The 16,525-nt window shown below is 66.9% G+C and carries 23 protein-coding genes and 1 tRNA gene; 9 read left to right on the top strand and 15 right to left on the bottom strand.

Going from position 1 to position 16,525, the window contains the following annotated elements:
- Positions 1–285 precede the first annotated feature (285 nt).
- Entirely contained in the window at positions 286–1,143 is an 858-nt protein-coding gene (locus tag M2432_RS13945) for an NYN domain-containing protein (RefSeq protein ID WP_280827404.1), read from the top strand.
- Between the two features lie 18 nt (positions 1,144–1,161).
- On the opposite strand, the gene M2432_RS13940 is transcribed toward M2432_RS13945, so the two are convergent.
- The gene (locus M2432_RS13940) at positions 1,162–1,665 is read right to left on the bottom strand and encodes a DUF732 domain-containing protein (RefSeq protein WP_280827403.1); all 504 of its coding nucleotides are present in this window, start codon (positions 1,663–1,665) and stop codon (positions 1,162–1,164) included.
- A gap of 191 nt (positions 1,666–1,856) precedes the next feature.
- Positions 1,857–1,940: transfer RNA gene (locus M2432_RS13935), tRNA-Leu, on the bottom strand.
- 977 nt (positions 1,941–2,917) lie between these two features.
- On the opposite strand from M2432_RS13935, the gene M2432_RS13925 reads away from it, so the two are divergent.
- On the top strand, positions 2,918–3,694 hold the full coding sequence (locus M2432_RS13925) for an SDR family oxidoreductase (RefSeq protein ID WP_280827402.1): 777 nt from the start codon (positions 2,918–2,920) through the stop codon (positions 3,692–3,694).
- A gap of 168 nt (positions 3,695–3,862) precedes the next feature.
- Positions 3,863–4,813 (top strand): tyrosine-type recombinase/integrase, encoded by a 951-nt coding sequence (locus M2432_RS13920; RefSeq protein WP_280827401.1) that lies wholly within the window; start codon positions 3,863–3,865, stop codon positions 4,811–4,813.
- A 6-nt stretch (positions 4,814–4,819) separates the two neighbouring features.
- On the opposite strand, the gene M2432_RS13915 is transcribed toward M2432_RS13920, so the two are convergent.
- Positions 4,820–5,407 carry an HNH endonuclease gene (locus tag M2432_RS13915; RefSeq protein ID WP_280827400.1) on the bottom strand — a complete coding sequence of 196 codons (588 nt, stop codon included), beginning with the start codon at positions 5,405–5,407 and terminating at the stop codon, positions 4,820–4,822.
- A complete protein-coding gene (locus tag M2432_RS13910; RefSeq protein ID WP_280827399.1) occupies positions 5,407–5,598 on the bottom strand; it encodes a hypothetical protein in 192 nt (63 codons plus the stop codon). The genes M2432_RS13915 and M2432_RS13910 overlap by 1 nt, the downstream gene beginning before the upstream one ends.
- A gap of 369 nt (positions 5,599–5,967) precedes the next feature.
- On the opposite strand from M2432_RS13910, the gene M2432_RS13905 reads away from it, so the two are divergent.
- From M2432_RS13905 to M2432_RS13895, 3 genes are read left to right on the top strand one after another with little or no spacing between them, the layout of a single operon-like run.
- Positions 5,968–6,318, top strand: a complete 351-nt coding sequence (locus tag M2432_RS13905; RefSeq protein WP_280827398.1) for a hypothetical protein — start codon at positions 5,968–5,970, stop codon at positions 6,316–6,318.
- Entirely contained in the window at positions 6,315–6,506 is a 192-nt protein-coding gene (locus M2432_RS13900) for a hypothetical protein (protein ID WP_280827397.1), read from the top strand. The genes M2432_RS13905 and M2432_RS13900 overlap by 4 nt, the downstream gene beginning before the upstream one ends.
- Positions 6,503–6,727, top strand: coding sequence for a hypothetical protein (locus M2432_RS13895; RefSeq protein WP_280827396.1), 225 nt, complete (start codon positions 6,503–6,505; stop codon positions 6,725–6,727). Before M2432_RS13900 ends, M2432_RS13895 begins: the two co-directional genes overlap by 4 nt.
- 162 nt (positions 6,728–6,889) lie before the next feature.
- On the opposite strand, the gene M2432_RS13890 is transcribed toward M2432_RS13895, so the two are convergent.
- From M2432_RS13890 to M2432_RS13855, 8 genes are all read right to left on the bottom strand, one after another.
- The gene (locus M2432_RS13890) at positions 6,890–7,108 is read right to left on the bottom strand and encodes a hypothetical protein (protein ID WP_280827395.1); all 219 of its coding nucleotides are present in this window, start codon (positions 7,106–7,108) and stop codon (positions 6,890–6,892) included.
- Between the two features lie 423 nt (positions 7,109–7,531).
- Entirely contained in the window at positions 7,532–8,905 is a 1,374-nt protein-coding gene (locus tag M2432_RS13885) for a phage major capsid protein (protein WP_280827394.1), read from the bottom strand.
- Between the two features lie 101 nt (positions 8,906–9,006).
- A complete protein-coding gene (locus M2432_RS13880) occupies positions 9,007–9,543 on the bottom strand; it encodes a hypothetical protein (RefSeq protein WP_280827393.1) in 537 nt (178 codons plus the stop codon).
- A gap of 230 nt (positions 9,544–9,773) precedes the next feature.
- Positions 9,774–10,076 (bottom strand): hypothetical protein, encoded by a 303-nt coding sequence (locus tag M2432_RS13875; RefSeq protein WP_280827392.1) that lies wholly within the window; start codon positions 10,074–10,076, stop codon positions 9,774–9,776.
- Entirely contained in the window at positions 10,073–10,339 is a 267-nt protein-coding gene (locus tag M2432_RS13870; protein ID WP_280827391.1) for a hypothetical protein, read from the bottom strand. Before M2432_RS13870 ends, M2432_RS13875 begins: the two co-directional genes overlap by 4 nt.
- Positions 10,336–10,782, bottom strand: coding sequence for a hypothetical protein (locus tag M2432_RS13865; protein ID WP_280827390.1), 447 nt, complete (start codon positions 10,780–10,782; stop codon positions 10,336–10,338). The genes M2432_RS13870 and M2432_RS13865 overlap by 4 nt, the downstream gene beginning before the upstream one ends.
- A gap of 575 nt (positions 10,783–11,357) precedes the next feature.
- A complete protein-coding gene (locus tag M2432_RS13860) occupies positions 11,358–11,759 on the bottom strand; it encodes a hypothetical protein (RefSeq protein ID WP_280827389.1) in 402 nt (133 codons plus the stop codon).
- 295 nt (positions 11,760–12,054) lie between these two features.
- Positions 12,055–12,438 (bottom strand): hypothetical protein, encoded by a 384-nt coding sequence (locus M2432_RS13855; protein WP_280827388.1) that lies wholly within the window; start codon positions 12,436–12,438, stop codon positions 12,055–12,057.
- 342 nt (positions 12,439–12,780) lie between these two features.
- On the opposite strand from M2432_RS13855, the gene M2432_RS13850 reads away from it, so the two are divergent.
- Positions 12,781–13,146 (top strand): hypothetical protein, encoded by a 366-nt coding sequence (locus tag M2432_RS13850; protein WP_280827387.1) that lies wholly within the window; start codon positions 12,781–12,783, stop codon positions 13,144–13,146.
- Positions 13,143–13,481 carry a DUF3817 domain-containing protein gene (locus M2432_RS13845; protein WP_280827386.1) on the top strand — a complete coding sequence of 113 codons (339 nt, stop codon included), beginning with the start codon at positions 13,143–13,145 and terminating at the stop codon, positions 13,479–13,481. Before M2432_RS13850 ends, M2432_RS13845 begins: the two co-directional genes overlap by 4 nt.
- Positions 13,482–13,484: 3 nt before the next feature.
- On the opposite strand, the gene M2432_RS13840 is transcribed toward M2432_RS13845, so the two are convergent.
- On the bottom strand, positions 13,485–14,378 hold the full coding sequence (locus tag M2432_RS13840; protein WP_280827385.1) for a haloalkane dehalogenase: 894 nt from the start codon (positions 14,376–14,378) through the stop codon (positions 13,485–13,487).
- Between the two features lie 56 nt (positions 14,379–14,434).
- On the opposite strand from M2432_RS13840, the gene M2432_RS13835 reads away from it, so the two are divergent.
- A complete protein-coding gene (locus tag M2432_RS13835) occupies positions 14,435–15,067 on the top strand; it encodes a TetR/AcrR family transcriptional regulator (protein WP_280827384.1) in 633 nt (210 codons plus the stop codon).
- A 48-nt stretch (positions 15,068–15,115) separates the two neighbouring features.
- Here M2432_RS13835 and rdgB read toward each other — a convergent pair whose 3' ends face one another.
- A complete protein-coding gene (rdgB, locus tag M2432_RS13830) occupies positions 15,116–15,724 on the bottom strand; it encodes an RdgB/HAM1 family non-canonical purine NTP pyrophosphatase (RefSeq protein ID WP_280827383.1) in 609 nt (202 codons plus the stop codon).
- A complete protein-coding gene (gene rph, locus M2432_RS13825) occupies positions 15,714–16,496 on the bottom strand; it encodes a ribonuclease PH (RefSeq protein ID WP_280827382.1) in 783 nt (260 codons plus the stop codon). Before rph ends, rdgB begins: the two co-directional genes overlap by 11 nt.
- Positions 16,497–16,525 lie beyond the last annotated feature (29 nt).

Raw genomic sequence — 16,525 nt, 5'->3', positions numbered from 1 at the left:
TGGCGTGTCGCCCGATGGCAGTGATCAGTGCACCCGTGGCGGGCCGCGCGGCGGCCTTGGGGCGCCTCGGTCACGACCGCGGACTGGCGGTGCCCGGCGTTCGCAAGGGTGCGCGCGTTTGCCCGCCTCTGTGCGACAAAACTCTGTCGCACAACCGTTGTCGCACAGAGGCGGGCAAAACGTCGTGCCCGTTCCGGGACGCGCGGCCCCATACAAGCCACCCGCCGGTCAAGCGCCCGAGACAGTTCCGCGCCATATTGCGCGTTCATGGACCAGACTGAGACCATGACGGACACCGCCGGCACCCGCGTCGCGGTCTACCTCGACTTCGACAACATCGTCATCTCGCGCTACGACCAGGTCAACGGCCGCAACTCATTTCAGAAGGACAAGGCCAAGGGTCTCGACGCCGACCGCTTGGCCAAGGCCACGGTCGACGTCGGTGCGGTGCTGGACTTCGCCTCATCTTTCGGAACCCTGGTGCTCACCCGCGCATATGCCGACTGGTCCGCCGATGTCAACGCCGGATACCGTCAGCAACTCGTCGGCCGCGCCGTCGACCTGGTGCAGCTCTTCCCAGCCGCAGCCTACGGAAAGAACGGCGCTGACATCCGGCTCGCGGTGGACGCCGTCGAAGACATGTTCCGGCTGCCCGACCTCACCCACGTGGTCATCGCCGCCGGCGATTCCGACTACATCCCGCTGGCCCAACGGTGTAAGCGCCTCGGCCGTTATGTAGTGGGCATCGGGGTTGCCGGCGCGTCGAGCCGAGCGCTCGCGGCGGCCTGCGACGAATTCGTCAGCTACGACGCGCTGCCCGGCGTCCCGGCAATCGAACCTACCGCCGAGGAACCTCCGAAACGCCAGCGGCGCAACGACAAAGCCGAGCCAGAACCACCAGATCCGCAGACAACAGCCACTGCCCTACTGACTCGCGCGCTGCAGATCGGGCTGGAGAAGGACGATGTCGAATGGCTGCACAATTCCGCGGTCAAGGCGCAGATGAAGCGAATGGATCCGTCGTTCAGCGAAAAATCGCTGGGCTTCCGGTCTTTCAGCGATTTCCTACGCTCCCGCACTGACGTGGTGGAGTTGGACGAGAGCTCGACTACGCGAATGGTGCGGTTGCAAGGCGCCCACTAGCGAGCGACGGCGGTGTCCTTACCCGCTGCCCAGTACCGTAGATAGCCGATCCATCCCTGGTATCCCCGGCATCCCGGGAAACCCCGCCATAGCGGGAATGGCCGGCGCCGGTGCAGCGGGAGCCGGCGGCGCAGCTGAGTCTGGAGCGGCTGTTCCTGGGGCAGCCGCCGGCTGAGCCGGAGCTGCCGGCCCGGGACAGTACGCGCCCTTCGCGGCGTCCACAAACTCACCGACTTGCCCCATATTCAGGTGCAACGTGGTGATGACGTAGCCCATCGGCAGCATTTTGCCTAGTCCGGACGACACCGTCGAGCTCTCCTCGTTACTCGTGGTGCAAACCATATGTGCGGTGGTGACCAGCTTGGCCGGATCTCCGGTAATGCCTTGTCCGGCAAGGTTGTTCACGAAATCGTCATCGTGAGCGTCGGCATGTGCGACGGCAGGACCCGCCAGCGCGATCACCGCCGTGGCAAACAGTACCGGTATACAGGCCCGCATCCTGACCTCCTCACGAAGTCGCATCGCATGAACCCGGCGACTATCGCCGGCCGTTTCGACGCTGCCGATGCCGTCAGACGCTATAGCACCCGAACGTGGCGTGCAGTGCGAGAACTTGTTGTCGCATCGAGAACGCAGAGGGTGTGCCGAATGAACAGCGTCCGGGTCGACCAGGGGCTATCGGGCTACCCACTGCCGACCCAAGGCGAAAAGAGTGCGGGCGGTGGGACTCGAACCCACAAACTCTCACGAGCACCGGCACCTAAAGCCGGCATGTTTGCCAATTTCATCACGCCCGCAACGCGATGATCGTACCTGGCACTGGAGTCTCCAAACTTGTCGGATGGTTGTCATAGATTCAGTACAACCAACGCGGGGAGGGGTCATGCGGGGCAGCGATGAATACGACATTGTCCGGAAGCTCGTCGCGAGTGGCTTAAATGACTGCGCTATAGCGCGCAAGACCGGCATCCCGCGATCAACCGTTCGCGGCTGGCGATTACGTCCACCAACAAGCCTGGTGGAGCACGATCGGTCCTCGTCATGCGGAATTCGTCACGAACTCGCCGCACTACCCGCCGGACCGTACGCCTATCTACTCGGGCTCTATCTCGGCGATGGTCATATCTCGCGCGCCAGGCAAGTGTGGCGGCTCCGAATCACACTCGACAAAAGATATCCGTCGATCATCGACCGCTGCCGCGACGCTATTGGCACAGTGATGCCTGGCCAACACGCGGGAATAGTGCAGAAGCAGGGTTGCGTCGATGTTTCGTTGTACTCAATACATTGGCCGTGTCTCTTCCCTCAACAGGGACCCGGGCGAAAACACAACCGGCGCATAGCGCTTGAACCATGGCAACAGAATTTCGTCGACCAAGCCACCGAAGAATTCATTCTCGGTCTGATCCACAGTGACGGCTGCCGCGTGGTCGCCAATGATCGGGGCGTCAAAAGCGTCCGCTATCACTTCACAAATGCATCAGAGGACATCTTGAACCTATTCACTGGCGCGCTCGACCGCCTCGAAATACCGTGGCGACGCTCGACGCAACGCACCGTGTCCATCTACCGCAAAACTGCGACTGCTCGACTTGACGAGTTCATCGGACCAAAGTCTCGAACTGTGCCCTGGCCGTGCACGCAACGCACTCCCACATCGACCGCCCAATAGGTGGGAATTGACGCACAGCAGCCGGGCGTCGTGTGGTTGCCTCACGTCAAGAACAGGCGGGCTTCGGGCCCGCCCTATCGATGCACAGTGGAAGGTCCTGACATGCAAGCAAACTCGGCCAACCTGGCAGACGTCGTCGCCATCGTCACCGGCGGCGCCCGTGGACTCGGCGCATCCTTCGCGCGACACATCGTCGCCGGTGGCGGCAAGGTCGTCATCGCCGATGTCCTCGATGACGAAGGCCAGGAGCTGGCGACCGAGCTCGGCGCCGCGGCACGTTTCGCCCACCTCGACGTGACCGACGCGGCGCAGTGGGATTCCGCGGTCAAGCTCACTCTCCACGAGTTCGGCAGCCTCACCGGCCTGGTGAACAACGCCGGCATCTCCACCGGCCAGTTCATCGAGCACGAGCCACTCGACCACTTCCGCACCGTGCTCGAGGTCAACCTGGTCGGCGTCTTCAACGGCTTGCAGGCGGTGATCGCCCCCATGCGCGCCGCCGGCGGAGGCTCGGTCGTCAACATCTCCTCGGCCGCCGGACTGATGGGCCTGGCCCTCACCGCCGGTTACGGCGCCTCCAAGTGGGGCGTGCGTGGCCTGACCAAGATCGCCGCCGTGGAACTCGGTCCCGACCGCATTCGGGTCAACTCCGTGCACCCGGGCATGACCTACACCCCGATGACGGCGCAGATCGGGATCGTCCCGGGCGAAGGCAACTACCCCAACACCCCGATGGGCCGGGTCGGCGAGGCTGACGAGATCGCCGGAGCGGTCAGCTACCTGCTGTCCAGCGCCGCCACCTACGTCACCGGTGCAGAAATCGCCGTCGACGGCGGCTGGACCGCTGGGCCGACGGTGAAATACGTCATGGGTCAGTAGACCGACGACCGTTGGTCTGACCAGGCAGTGTTCGTCGGCACGGGGCCACGCGCGGTACCGTTGCGGTATTTTGCCTAGCTGTCTAGCGGCTTAGCCAGTTTACCAGGGAAAACAGTAGATTTGGCGAATCCGGCCCCACGTACACAGGTGGTATGGCAACATACCAAGGTGAACCCAAAATTTGCTAGGCACGCCCCCTCCGCCCTGAACCAGGCCCCCGCCCTGCACCAGCCCGACCTGGCCGAGCTGGTGCCCGAGTGGGGGCGGGCGCTGAAGGCGGAGCGCCGGGCACCGGCCACCATCTCGCTGTATGCCACCGGCGTCCGCGCCTTCCTGCATTGGTGCCAGGACACCGGGGCGCCCGCGCAGCTGGACAAACCCACCGTGCAGGCGTGGGTGGGTGACCTCTTGGACGGCGGGGCGGAGGGGGCCACCGCGCACGCCCGGCTCAAGGGCGTGCGCCGCTTCTCGGCCTGGCTGGAGGAAGAAGGCATGCTGGCCACCAACCCGCTGGAGGGCATGCACTCCCCCAAGCTGGACCGCAAGGTGGTGCAGGCGCTGGACGAGGACCAGCTGCGGGCGCTGGTGAAGGCGTGCGCCGGGCGGGAGTTTGCGGACCGGCGGGACGAGGCCATGGTGCGGCTGATGATCGACACCGGGGCACGGGCGGCGGAGGTGCTGGGGGTGGAGTGCGGCGACCTGGACCTGGACCGGGAGAAGGTGGTGATCCGGCGCGGCAAGGGTGGCAAGGGCCGGGTGGTGCCGATCGGGCCGCAGACGGTGCAGGCCATCGACCGGTACCTGCGGCTGCGCCGGGGCCACAGCCTGGCGTCCTCCCCCGCGCTGTGGCTGGGGGCGCGCCAAGGCAGGACGTTTGGGTACACCGGGCTGGACCGGGCGCTGAAGGCGCGGGCGCAGGCAGCGGGTATCGAAGGGTTTCACGTGCACCTGCTGCGTCACACCTTTGCCACCCGGTGGAAGGCGGCACACGGCAGCGACGACGGGTTGATGGCGGTGGCTGGCTGGTCCAGCCGCTCGATGATCGACCGGTATGCCGGGGCCGCCGCCGCGCACCGGGCTGCCGACGAGGCCAAGCGGCTGGGTCTCGGGGACCTGTAGGGCGGCCTAGAACAGGGCGAGCTGCGTGGTGGTCCAGTGGTGCCACTTCTGCACATTGCAATTGCGGTGCGTCAGCTGGGTATTGGCGTAGGTGTGCGGGCCGCCGTCGCACAGCGGGATGGTGTGGTCCAGGGTCGCGGCGCGGGGATGCGGTGAGCGCAGGGCCGGGTTCACCGGGCGGTGGCAGTAGCGGCAGGTCCAGCCGTCCCGCTCGAACACTCGCCGGCTGCTCACAAACTCCACGTGCACGCCCCGCTTGCGCGCCCGGTACATCCGGGCGTAGTCGGCCTTGGCGTGCGGATCCTTACGGCGGCACTCCACGCACACATGGTCGGCGGTGCGCCCGTAGCTGCGCCAGCACAGCGCGCCGCAGCGCACGCACCGGGCGGTCTTGCTGGTGTTGTTCTCGGTCTTGCGGGTGCGTTCGCGGGCACGCTCCCGGGCAAGATACTCCGGGTGTAATTCTCGGTACACGGCCTGGTAGCTGCAGTCCAGCAGGGCACCGATGGTGCGGTAACTCAGGCCCGCCGCGTGCAGGGCCGCGCACGCCTCCCCACGGGTGGCGGTGGCCGGGATCAGTTGATGCACCACCACTAGCGCGCCGCCTGCCCCCGGCCCAGTCCCCCGGCGGCGATCCGCTGCAGCGCCCGGCGCACGCCGGACTCCGACATCCCCACCTGCCCGCCGATCCGGGCGTGCGTCCAGCCCCGGCGGCGCAGCGCCACGATCACCTCGTCGCGCTGCGGCGCGGGCAGCGCGTAGAACCGGCCGGGCTGGTCGTCCATGCGCCCATTGTCGCGCATTCCCCAGGGCACAAGGCGGCCATGCCGCCCTCCTGCCGCTGGCGCCGGGATGCGCGCTGATCTGCGCATATTCGCGCACATCGGCGTAATTACCGGGAAATTCCGCTTTGTTCTCCACCGGCGGGGGGGTAAAGCGCCACCTCTGGCAACGTCTGTTGTCCGCGAAGCGCACGTTTTGAGTGGCTACCCGGTGAAGTGGCGAATCGGCTGCCCGCCCGCGCACGGCGCCGTCAGCAAACTCAAAACTGACCATCGTCAGCCCCTCTCATCTCACAGAACATGCAGGTCAACGCCTATAAAATGGGGGTGTGAGGGCGGCAACGGGCCGCGCGCTACCACGGAAGAGCAAACATGAACGAGAAAACCCCGGCACGGAAGGCAGCAGCCAAGAAGGCAGCCGTGAAAGCACCGGCCAAGAAAGCCGCACCGGCCACGAAAGCCGCACCGGCCACGAAGGCCGCGCCCAAGCCGGTGCGGGTGAGGTGGCACCACCAGGGGGAGCCGGTGGGGGGCGGCATTGAGATGGATGGCGTGTACCTCGGGCACACCTGGCGCGTTCGGCATACCGACGACGGGTGGGTCATCACCCAGGTAGCGCCGGATGGGGCCGAGGCGGTGGTGACCACCGAGCCGTTGCCCAGGTTCGGGCAGGCGTATACCGCCGTTCGGGCAGCGGCCATGACGGTGGGGCAGCAGAAATGAGCGGGCACGGGTGCCAGCACAGCAGCGACGAGCACGCGGCGACGGCGCGGCTGACCACCGCCACCTGGATTCTGATCGTGGCCACCGTGGCCCTGTGCATCCTCACCGGCATGCTGACCGATGCCACATTGCTGGAGAAGGAGAAAACCGGGCACGAGACGGTGCAGACCGGGCCGGTGCCCGAATGAGCACCCAGGACGATCGGGAGCACGAGGAGCTGATCGACGAGCTGCGGCGCCTGCAGGAGCCAGGGCCGGTGGACCAGATCGCCACCGGGCTGGTCGTCGGCTACCTCGGGTTCTGGCTGCTGTGGTGGCGGCTGCTGATGTGCGCGGTGCGGGTGGCGGTGCTGGGGCTTCTCGTGCTGGCCGTCGTGGCCCTGGCGGCGCGCCTGGTGCAGCTGCTGTAAGGGAGGTTGCCTACCAACACTCCCGCGCCCGGCAGGTGGGCGCGGGAGTGTTGGGTGAGGGGCGGGAGCACCGGCCAGCGGGGTGTGGGCACGGTGCGCGAGGCGGTGGGTGGGTACGGACCTCTCCACAAAATGTGGAGAGGTTCACAAGCGGGTACGCGGTCAGGGTGGGCGAACCAGGGAGGCCAGATGGGGCTGGGGCATGTCCGGCCACGCCTGTACCTCGTCCCATCGCGTGTAGCGCAGGCCGCTGGCGGGCGTGACGATGCTCCAATCGTGCGCGCCGCTCGGGTCGGCGACGCTGGTCCGCACGGCCACCGCCTGGGTGACCGTGTTCCGCTTCAGGCTGCCGGACACGTAGTGCGCCGGGGTGGTGGTCATCCGGGGGCCTTTCTCCAGGCGGTTGCTGAGCCGGAGCCGCCTGTCAGGTCTCGCACGGGCCTCCCGCGCATCGGCATGTGTGGTGAGAAAACGCGGGAGGCCGGCGAGCCGCTGGAGCGAGAAGCCAGCGGCCGTTCAGGGGTGTCCCCCGCCCGTGCACGGCCAACCAAGGAGCCGGGCGGGGGACGGGTGACGCCGGTGAGGACGGCGCCACGTTCCTGTGGGGGTGAGAGGCGTGGGGTGACCGACTGTCACACGCGGCCACGCGCCCACGCCTCTCGTTCCGGCGACCGTCACTGCGCCGGAAGCCTGGGCCAGTGCGTCTGGCCCGTCGCACGAGATCCAGAACAGGGGCGCTGGCCGCGTCCGCACCCTGCACCGTCGCGCGGTGCCCACCCGGTGTCGTTGGCATGGTCTGCCCGCTCAGAACGACGGCGCCGACAGGCCGGTGATGCAGCAAACACTTTGCGGATACCGGGAGGCGGCAAAAGCCACGTAGCTATACACCTGGAGGATGACCCCCAGCGTCGATGCCTTGGGCTCTGGCAATACCCTGGCCCTGATCCCGCTTTCCCATAACACTAGGTCAGAGGCCCGCATCACGTAGATGACGTCATCGGTGCCGACGCTGGTGCCGCCGGTGCTGCCCTGCGTGGTGGAGATGTTGGGGTCGGTCACGATCGGCAGCCCAGCAACCTGTCCGACGACCTGCTGGCTGTCCACATCGGTCAAAATGCCCGCCGCGTTCCACGGCCCACCGGCCTGCGGGATGAACAACGGCCGGTTGTTCTGATCCAGCAGCGAGAGCAGCCACGCCCATCTCCGGGGATGCATCACCACCACCTCCGGCGGCTGGTACCGGGTGGTCAAAATCAGTTGGATGCTGTTCGCGATCGCGGAGTAGATGCCCTGGATGGTCATCGCGGAGATCGGGATCGTCTGGATGCCGGGCGTTTGGTTGACGCCGAGCACCTGGCCGCTGCTGCCGGTGCCGTAGAGGCACTGGGCGTCCAGCACCGCGGCATGGGCGGCCACCAGATCCCGGAACACGACATCGTCGAAGGCAATGGGCGACTGGTCGATCAGCTGGATGGCCACCGACTGCTGGCCCGCAATCGTCCGCACGGGAGCGGTGATGAAGGTGTCGCTGAGGTCGACCTCGGTGACCGTGGTGTTGTCGGCGGTCTGGATGCCCACCGCCGTACCGGTCAGCAGCTTGGGGATGTTGATGCTGTCGGTGCCGCCCGGCAACGGCTGGCGCTGGCAGAGGTTGGCGAAGGCGCGGCCGGGCCGGGCCAGGTCCACGTACTGGTTCATCAGCCAGGCGGGCGGCACCGCGTAACCACCGGATCCATCCACGCGGGAGAGGTCGCGCTGCTCGTACCCGCTGAAGTTGGCCACATCCTCGGCATGCCGGGCCAGTCTCTGGCGACTCTCGCCGGACTCGTCGCGGTTGGTCTGCACCCGGCACAGGTCCCTGATCCAGGACGGGCCGTTATGCGCGCGGTAAACAGTGGACTCGTTCCTCATCGGAGGTGGCCTTTCGGGGTCAGTCCCCACGCAGGCCAACCGGGCCGGTAGCTGTCCGATCCGGGCGAGTTCGCTGCGCGTTTCCTCGATCCGCTCATCGAGGGTCTCCAGGTCGGCGTGAGCGTGGCGGAGGCGCTGCGCCTCGCCTTCGGATAAATACGACCGGCCCTGGCTGCGCGCATCGAGCACCATCGCCTCAGCGGCGGCATGAATCTGGCCTCGCCGTTCGAGCATGCGCTTGAGCATCGAAGAGGTGACATCGCCCACGGCACGGAATCCTTTGGGGACATGGATATTGACCGGAATGCTCGCGAGACCGTGCCGGTTGATGGGGTCCTTGCAGTTGCGTCGCGAAGAACGGTGCTGACCTACTCATCACATTCGTGAGAAGTCTCCGGCCATGTGACAGCTGCGCCTAGAACATCGTTCGGCGCGGCGTGCTGGGCCGCCACGCGCTGCCGCGCTGCCTCCTCGCGCTGCGTCTGCACCCGCTGGCCATTGGTCACCCGCTCCGGCATCGAGGACGGGGGCGGCCTGGCCTCCAATGGTTCGTTGAACGCGGTCGGCGCTGGCCAGTCCTCCGGCGGGTACCCGCCCACCTTCCGCGGATACAGCGCCAGTAACTCCACGGCCAGTGGCGCGGGCCGCCGATCGTGAGCGCTGCGGGCGGTGCGCACGGTGTCGCCGTCCCACCAGATCAGGAGATGCTGGCGGTGGCACCCGCGGCCGCAGCCATAAATGTCGTCCAGCAACTCGCGGTCCACTTCGGCCAGCTCGGCGGCCGAGCCCCACCCGGTCCACACGTCGAAGTGCGAGACGCGGCCGTTGCCCCGTCCGGCCGGGTAGAGCTTGTTGCCCGGTGTGCGCAGGCACACCAGCCACGCGGGGACGCGCTGGCGACTCACCGGGGCCTCGCCGGCGACCACTGGAGCGCACGGATCCGGGCCGCCACCATGCGGCGGCGCTCAGCCCGGCACGGGTCCGCTAAACGGCCCGTAGGGCAGGCGCACAGCCCGGTTGGCCCCATGGTGCAGGGTGGCGTGAGATCGCCCGGCAGCGGGGCAATGGGCGGGCACCACGGCGCATCGTCCGGTGGTTGTGGCACGGCCAACCTCCTCGGGAGGGTTGGCCGGGTCTAGCCTGCCTCGTCGGGGCCGGATGCGCTCTGGTTCAGCACCGCCAGATCGAGGAAGGCTTGCAGGCTCAGCGGGCCGTCCTCATCGCGCAGCAGCCCGGCACTGGCGCAGGAGGCGAAGGCTTCGAGCCCCAGCTGCACCGAGGCCAGCAGTACCGCCGCGCCCCGGCCGGAGGCGGCCAGCTCGTTCAGCACCGCGGCCACGGCCTCCTGGTCGGCAGCGCTGAGCGCGGCGTAGAGCGCCCGGGCCGTGGCGACATCGTGGGCAATGGCAGCAAGGTCATCGGGGTCGGGGGTGGTCATTGGTCCTCCTGGGCTAATTCATCGAGTAGTCGGGCCAGTTCGGGCTCGATTTCGGCGCTCACCTCCTCCGCGTCTCCCAGGCGTTCCATCAACCGGGCTACGGCGGTGGTGGTGATCCAGATCAGCGATGCCAGGCACTCGTAGCAGGTGCCCACCTCGGCCATCACCCTCTGGTACGCATCGGTGTCGTCGTTGACGATCGCCAGGAGAAGCCGCGCGGCGCGGGCGGCGTCGACGTTGGCGTTGCGGTCACCGTGGCTCATGGGTCCATCGACCCGTCAGCGACCAGCGGGGCAAGGTCGCGCTGGAAGTCGAGGATCGCGCCGCACTGACGCATGTAGTCCTGCCAGGTGTTGCGAATACGGGATTCCGTATTCTCAGCCCCGATCACGCTGTTGGGCTTCCACTGCCGACCACCGCTCTTGGTGTCGATGCGCCGCCCAGCGGCCTCCAGTGCCATCGACCCGTCAGCGACCAGGGCGGCGAGGTCGCGCTGGTAGTCGAGGATGACACCGCACTGGCGCAATGCTTCGGCCTGCGCTTCAGATAACCCAAGGTCTTGGGTTATCCCACCCTTCGACTTCCGAGTCCACCGTCCGTTCTCCCGGCGCCCGTCGGCTTCCAGCACCAGCGCGGTGCACATCGCCCGCTGGCCGGTGGACATGTTGCGGCGGGCCACGTTCGCACCGATCACGCCCGCGCTCATCGCGCACCCCCGCGCGCTACGTAAGGTCCCCGACTTACCGCACCGGTTGTGCGGCAGGTCTTTCAGCGCAACGTCTGTGCGCCATACGCAACTGCGACGGAGGAGCAGTTGCGTATGGGTGGCGAAGCCTGCGGTTGAGCCCGGCGCTTCGCGGCTTGCACGCTGCGGTTGGTTCGTGTGCCCCGGCTTTTTCTCCCCCCACCGGCTGCGCTTCGCGCCCCGGCACCCCCCTCTGGGGGGACCAATGGTGTTCATGGATATCGGGGTTGTCCCACTGGTGGTTCTCCCACCCTGCGGTCGCCTGCCTGCGGGCAACGCGGCCTGGTCCGGCGCACCCGGTGCGAGCCGCGCCAGCGGTGAGTGCGGGGTAGGGGTTGCGTGGTCGGGGACGTTACTGGGCGTGCCGTTGCCTAGAGATAGATTCATAAGAGAGCGGCCGCAAAACCGCAGGTCAGGGCGTTGACGGTAGGTACAAAAAGTACCTACATCGCGGCCCGTTGTAGGTACAAAAAGTACCCACGAAGGGGCCGAATGTAGGTACAAAAAGTACCTACATTGATGTGGCCCGGTCGCCCTCATTCGTCCACCACGATGCGCAGTTGCGGCGGTGTCTTCTTCCGGCGCTTTCGGATGTGCACCGGGCAGGGAGCGTCGGGGTCTCCCAGGCCACCTGCGACGGCATGGCCGGGCACGATAAGGCATTCGGTGCACGAGCCTTCCGCCAGCAGGCCATTCCCGATAACGACCTTGAGCGTCCTTTGCAGGTAGGACCTCTCGACCCGGTGAAATCCGGGGCCGGGAACCTGCGGAGTGCCGAGAATCCATGAGAGTTGACCGCGCTTGAAGTTGGCGTGGCCGTTGGCCTCATGCCGCCCGTAGGCCAGTGCCATCATCCGGAACCACAGCGGGAACGTGGGGTCGGACGCGCGGTTGTCCCATGCGGCCTGGTAGTGCCGCGCCCACGGGTTGCCGTTCATCGCGGGTGGCCTTCCTCGTCCTCGAAGGCACCGCAACCGCGGCAGACGTAAAGGATTGGCTGCCAGTGGTGGCGAGGTACTTGCGGACGGTCCTCGGGTTCAACCCGGTGTCGTCGGCCAGCTGGATCATCGACACCCGTTTGTGGGAAGCCTGTGTACTCTGCATAGGCTTTTTCTTGACTTGATCCAGTTTGTCCGGCCCGCGTACTCCATTCTTCTCGCACACGCCTGGTCATGCCGGGGTGGCCGAGCGGCAGGTCGCCGTGCAGCCGGTGGGGGCTTTCGTGTGGGCGGCTCACTTGGTGCCGCCGTGGGTGGTGCAGGCCCAGCCCATCTTCTTCACCTGCTGGCGGCAGGGCTTGCCCTTGGTGGTGAGGCGGCCACAGCGCGGCATCGCCTTCTCGGCCGCCGCCCTGATCGCCGGGTCCGCCAGTGCCGCCTTCTTGCGGGCGCGGGTCGCCATCCCCTTGGCCAGCGCCGCCAGCTGCCGGGCCTGCCTCCGGTTCTCCACGGCCCTGGCCCGGTCCTGGGGGCTCATCCGGTGGTCCGGGTCGACCTCGCGTTCCAGGTTGGCCAGCACGGCGGCCCGCGCCTTGGCGGTGCGGGCCGCTCTATCGGGGGTTCTCGCCCAGCTTTCGTGCACCGCGGCACGGGCTTGCAGGCTGGTGGTAAATGGCATGGGAGCCACCTCTCGGTTGCTCCCTTTGGGCGGCTCTACGCCCTGCCGCCATCCCAGGGGCGGTTGCTACTTCGCCCCTGGCGGGGTCTGTGCCCCGCTGCTGCGGCACGCCGAGAGGTGCTGCGCCATGCTGCACCGCGTACCAGCGTACGGGTGTACAACCCCGATCACGGTGAGCAACACGCTGGCGCCGTGCGGCCCCCATTGTTTGCTGCTATCGAGGGCTGAGTGGCGGTTAGCTAAGGTGCGAGTTTGGCCAACATACCGGGTGTACAGCCCTGCAGAATCACCTGGGAAAAGCCTGCCCACGTACAGCCGGGAGGTAACGCGTACCGTTGCGGTATGTCCACTACGCGGCGTAGGAGGCCGGCACTGATCGTGCTGGTGACCCTCGCTGCCCTAGGCTGCTTAGGGCTGGCCTGGTGGCAGTGGTCGCGATTCCAGTCGAACTCGGGCACCTTCCAGAACCTGGGCTACGCGCTGCAGTGGCCCATGTTCGCCGCCTTCTGTTTCTACGCGTACTACAAATTCGTCCGGTACGAAGAAGGCGATGTCGCACCGCCGACTACCGAGCCGACGGAAATCCCCATGGGTCTGCTGCCCGAGCGCCCCGCGGCGGCAACTACCGACGACCCCGAGATGGCCGAGTACAACGCCTACCTCGCCGCGCTGGCCAAGACTGACAAACAAGACAGGACCACCAGATGACCGAGCCGCAGTCCACCACCGTCTCCAAGGACACCGTCCGCAAGGCGCTGCTCCCCTACCGCGTGATGGCGTGGGCGACCGGTATCTGGCTGATCGCCCTGTGCTACGAGCTGGTCAGGCACTACATGTTCAACGACGCCAGCCTGAACTGGATCGGCATCGTGCACGGCTGGGTTTACTTCGCGTATCTGCTGGCCACCTTCAACCTGGCGGTCAAGGTGCGCTGGCCGCTGGGTCAGACCATCGGCACGCTGGTCGCCGGCACCATCCCACTGCTGGGCATCATCGTCGAGCACTTCCGTACCGAAGACGTGAAGAAGCGCTTCGACCTCTGAGCCTCACCCGAGGTGTTTGAGCACCTCTGCAGCCAACTGCTCGCCCCGGTCCTCCTGCAGGAAGTGCGCCGCGCCCTCGATCCGGACCTGCTCGCCTGCCGTCGGAATCAGGCTGGTGAACGCCTCGCCCGCACGCGGATACGGGAACACCGCATCTTGATCAGAGAACGCCACCAACGCAGGCTTCTGCCACCGCGAGAGCTCATCAGTGACCGCGCGCATCTCGGTGGCACCGACCGCATCCTCGGCGATAGGCACCAATAGCGGAAACTGGGCTGCGCCGGCCTTGGACTCTGCGTTCGGGAACGGCGCGTCATAGGCCGCCATCACCTCGGCCGGCAGGTCGGTCGTCGTCGCGCCCTGGATCACGAAGCCAACCGGCAGGTCGGGGTTGCGTTCGGCGAAATCCCGCCATGCCATGAAGCCCTTGGAGACCCGGCCGGTGAACAGCCCGGTGTTGAAGATCGCCAGTGCGCCAACCTGATCGGCGTTCTGCACCGCCCACCGCAGACCGATCGGCCCGCCCCAGTCCTGCACCACGACGGTCGCGTCATGCAGGCCCAATCCGCCGAGCACCCGGCTGACCAGTTCGGTGTGCCGGTCGTAGGTGTACCAGCGCCGGTCGGTGGGCTTGTCCGAGCGCCCGAAGCCCGCATAGTCAGGCACGATCACGCGGTGCCCGGCAGCCACCAACGGGCCGATCATCTTGCGGTACAGGTACGCCCAACTCGGCTCGCCGTGAAAACACACGATCGGCGTGCCATCGCGGGGGCCCTCATCTAGGTAGTGCATCCGTAACCCGTCGACGTCGACGTAGTTCGGTGCGAAGTCATAGCCCGGCAGGTTCGCGAACCGTTCGTCGGGCGTGCGGAAAACCTCGGAAGTGATGGCAGTCATGCTGCAAACCTAGCCATGATTTGACTGACCGGTCAACTACTAAATATCCTCGATACATGCCCCGAAGTTCCGACGCCCGCGAACGCCTTGTGACGGCAGCTGCCCGACTCTTCCTCGAGCGCAGCTACCAGGCGGTCGGCGTCGACGAACTCTGCCGCGCGGCCGACATCCGCAAGGGCAGCTTTTACCACTACTTTTCTTCGAAATCCGAACTGGGAAGAGCGGTTATCGACCTGCACGCTGCGGCGTTTCAACGCCAGCTCACCGGCTCCCCCACCCTGACCCCGGAACAGAAACTGCATGCAGTTCCTGACGCCATCGGGGCCATCCAGACTGCCCTCGAAGCACAATTCGGCCGCGCGGTGGGCTGTCCGTTCGGCAATCTCGCCGCCGAGTTGTCCACCACTGACGACGAGCTGCGCCAACATCTGGCACAGACCTTCTGCGCCATGGAGCAGCACCTGGCGAGCATCTGCCGCGAAGTGCTCGACGCCGGCGCCCTGCGCGCGGGCACCGATCCTGATCAACTCGCGCACGCACTCCTGGCGCAGTATCAGGGGATCATTCTGCTGGCCAAGCTCAACGATTCTGGCGTCGCCGACCTGGCACCCGCGCTGCACGACTTCGTCGACGGCTACCTGGCCGAGCCCGTTTGTCGCACAGAGGCGGGCACAACGACCACTGCCTAGGAGCCGCGACAGCTGAGACGCGTGTGACTCGCGCCCCGCACCGCGCCCTTAGGCCAGAGCCAACTCCCGCAGCGCCGGCACTAACTGAGCCAGTGCGCGTCCGCGGTGTGACGCCGCATCCTTCTCCGCGGGCGTCAGCTCAGCTGCGGACACCGAGCCTCCCGACGGCACAAAGATGGGGTCATACCCGAAGCCGCCCGAGCCCCGCGGCGCCCGTGCAATAACCCCCGGCCACTCCCCGCGCACCACCGTCGGACCCGCCGACGAAACCAGCGCACAGCACGACACGAAGGCCGCGCCGCGCCGCGAGTCCGGCACGTCGGCAAGCTGGCCCAGCAGCAGCTCCAGGTTCGCCTGATCATCGCCGTGCCGCCCGGCCCAGCGCGCTGACAACACTCCGGGCATGCCGTTCAGCGCATCCACGGAAATACCGGAATCGTCTGCGATACAAGCGATTCCAGTGGCCGCAAACCCGTCACGAGCTTTGGCCAAGGCATTCTCTTCAAACGTGGCCCCAGTCTCGGGCGCCTCCGGAAAAGCAGGAACGTCGTCCAGCGACAGCAGCGTCAGACCAAAAATCCCCGCGGCGTCGAGAACCCTACGTAGCTCAGCCAGCTTCTTCGCGTTGCGCGAGGCGACCAGAAGATCAGGCACCAAATGCCTTCTTGGCCGGCCCGTTCGGCTCGGGCAATTCACCCGGGTACGGCAACTCCAACGCTGCGCGCTGCAACGCGAACAATTGGTCGCACCCGGCAAGGGCGGCATCGAGCAGCTTGTCCAGCGTCGAGCGCGGGAACGTCGCACCCTCGCCGGTTCCCTGCACCTCGACCAGCGTGCCGGTGTCGGTGGCCACCACGTTCATGTCGACCTCAGCGCGCGAGTCCTCGACATACGGCAGGTCCACCCGCACCCGGCCGTCGACCACGCCGACCGACACCGCGGCGATCGCACACGACAGCGGTCGCGGATCCTTGAGCCGGCCCGCCGCGGACAGGTAGGTCACCGCATCGGACAGTGCCACGTATGCGCCGGTGATGGCTGCCGTGCGCGTACCGCCGTCGGCCTGCAGCACGTCGCAGTCAATCGCAATTGTGTTCTCGCCCAACGCACTCAGGTCGATGCACGCCCGCAACGACCGGCCGATCAACCGGCTGATCTCCTGCGTGCGTCCGCCGACGCGGCCCTTGACCGACTCACGGTCGGAGCGCTCGTGCGTGGACGACGGCAGCATCGCGTACTCGGCCGTCAGCCAACCGAGCCCGGAACCCTTGCGCCAGCGCGGCACGCCTTCGGATACCGAGGCCGTGCACATGACCCGGGTCTGGCCGAACTCGACCAATACCGACCCTGCGGGGTGGGAGGTGAAACCTCGGGTGAGCTTTACCGGGCGGAGTTCGTCGTCAAGGCGACCGTCTTCTCGTCGGGACACGCACCAACCCTAGCGGGCGGCACGACGCG

This window comes from Mycobacterium sp. OTB74 (genome assembly GCF_029892685.1).
Lineage (GTDB): Bacteria > Actinomycetota > Actinomycetes > Mycobacteriales > Mycobacteriaceae > Mycobacterium.
Note: the sequence above shows the minus strand (reverse complement) of the source record. Positions and strands in the feature narration are given on the sequence as shown.

Bases quoted from the DNA above. Each gene is read 5' to 3' on its own strand.
- M2432_RS13945 (WP_280827404.1), top strand. From the start codon at position 286: ATGACGGACACCGCCGGCACCCGCGTCGCGGTCTACCTCGACTTCGAC.
- M2432_RS13940 (WP_280827403.1), bottom strand. From the start codon at position 1,665: ATGCGACTTCGTGAGGAGGTCAGGATGCGGGCCTGTATACCGGTACTG.
- M2432_RS13925 (WP_280827402.1), top strand. From the start codon at position 2,918: ATGCAAGCAAACTCGGCCAACCTGGCAGACGTCGTCGCCATCGTCACC.
- M2432_RS13910 (WP_280827399.1), bottom strand. From the start codon at position 5,598: ATGGACGACCAGCCCGGCCGGTTCTACGCGCTGCCCGCGCCGCAGCGC.
- M2432_RS13905 (WP_280827398.1), top strand. From the start codon at position 5,968: ATGAACGAGAAAACCCCGGCACGGAAGGCAGCAGCCAAGAAGGCAGCC.
- M2432_RS13900 (WP_280827397.1), top strand. From the start codon at position 6,315: ATGAGCGGGCACGGGTGCCAGCACAGCAGCGACGAGCACGCGGCGACG.
- M2432_RS13895 (WP_280827396.1), top strand. From the start codon at position 6,503: ATGAGCACCCAGGACGATCGGGAGCACGAGGAGCTGATCGACGAGCTG.
- M2432_RS13890 (WP_280827395.1), bottom strand. From the start codon at position 7,108: ATGACCACCACCCCGGCGCACTACGTGTCCGGCAGCCTGAAGCGGAAC.
- M2432_RS13875 (WP_280827392.1), bottom strand. From the start codon at position 10,076: ATGACCACCCCCGACCCCGATGACCTTGCTGCCATTGCCCACGATGTC.
- M2432_RS13870 (WP_280827391.1), bottom strand. From the start codon at position 10,339: ATGAGCCACGGTGACCGCAACGCCAACGTCGACGCCGCCCGCGCCGCG.
- M2432_RS13865 (WP_280827390.1), bottom strand. From the start codon at position 10,782: ATGAGCGCGGGCGTGATCGGTGCGAACGTGGCCCGCCGCAACATGTCC.
- M2432_RS13860 (WP_280827389.1), bottom strand. From the start codon at position 11,759: ATGAACGGCAACCCGTGGGCGCGGCACTACCAGGCCGCATGGGACAAC.
- M2432_RS13855 (WP_280827388.1), bottom strand. From the start codon at position 12,438: ATGCCATTTACCACCAGCCTGCAAGCCCGTGCCGCGGTGCACGAAAGC.
- M2432_RS13850 (WP_280827387.1), top strand. From the start codon at position 12,781: ATGTCCACTACGCGGCGTAGGAGGCCGGCACTGATCGTGCTGGTGACC.
- M2432_RS13845 (WP_280827386.1), top strand. From the start codon at position 13,143: ATGACCGAGCCGCAGTCCACCACCGTCTCCAAGGACACCGTCCGCAAG.
- M2432_RS13840 (WP_280827385.1), bottom strand. From the start codon at position 14,378: ATGACTGCCATCACTTCCGAGGTTTTCCGCACGCCCGACGAACGGTTC.
- M2432_RS13835 (WP_280827384.1), top strand. From the start codon at position 14,435: ATGCCCCGAAGTTCCGACGCCCGCGAACGCCTTGTGACGGCAGCTGCC.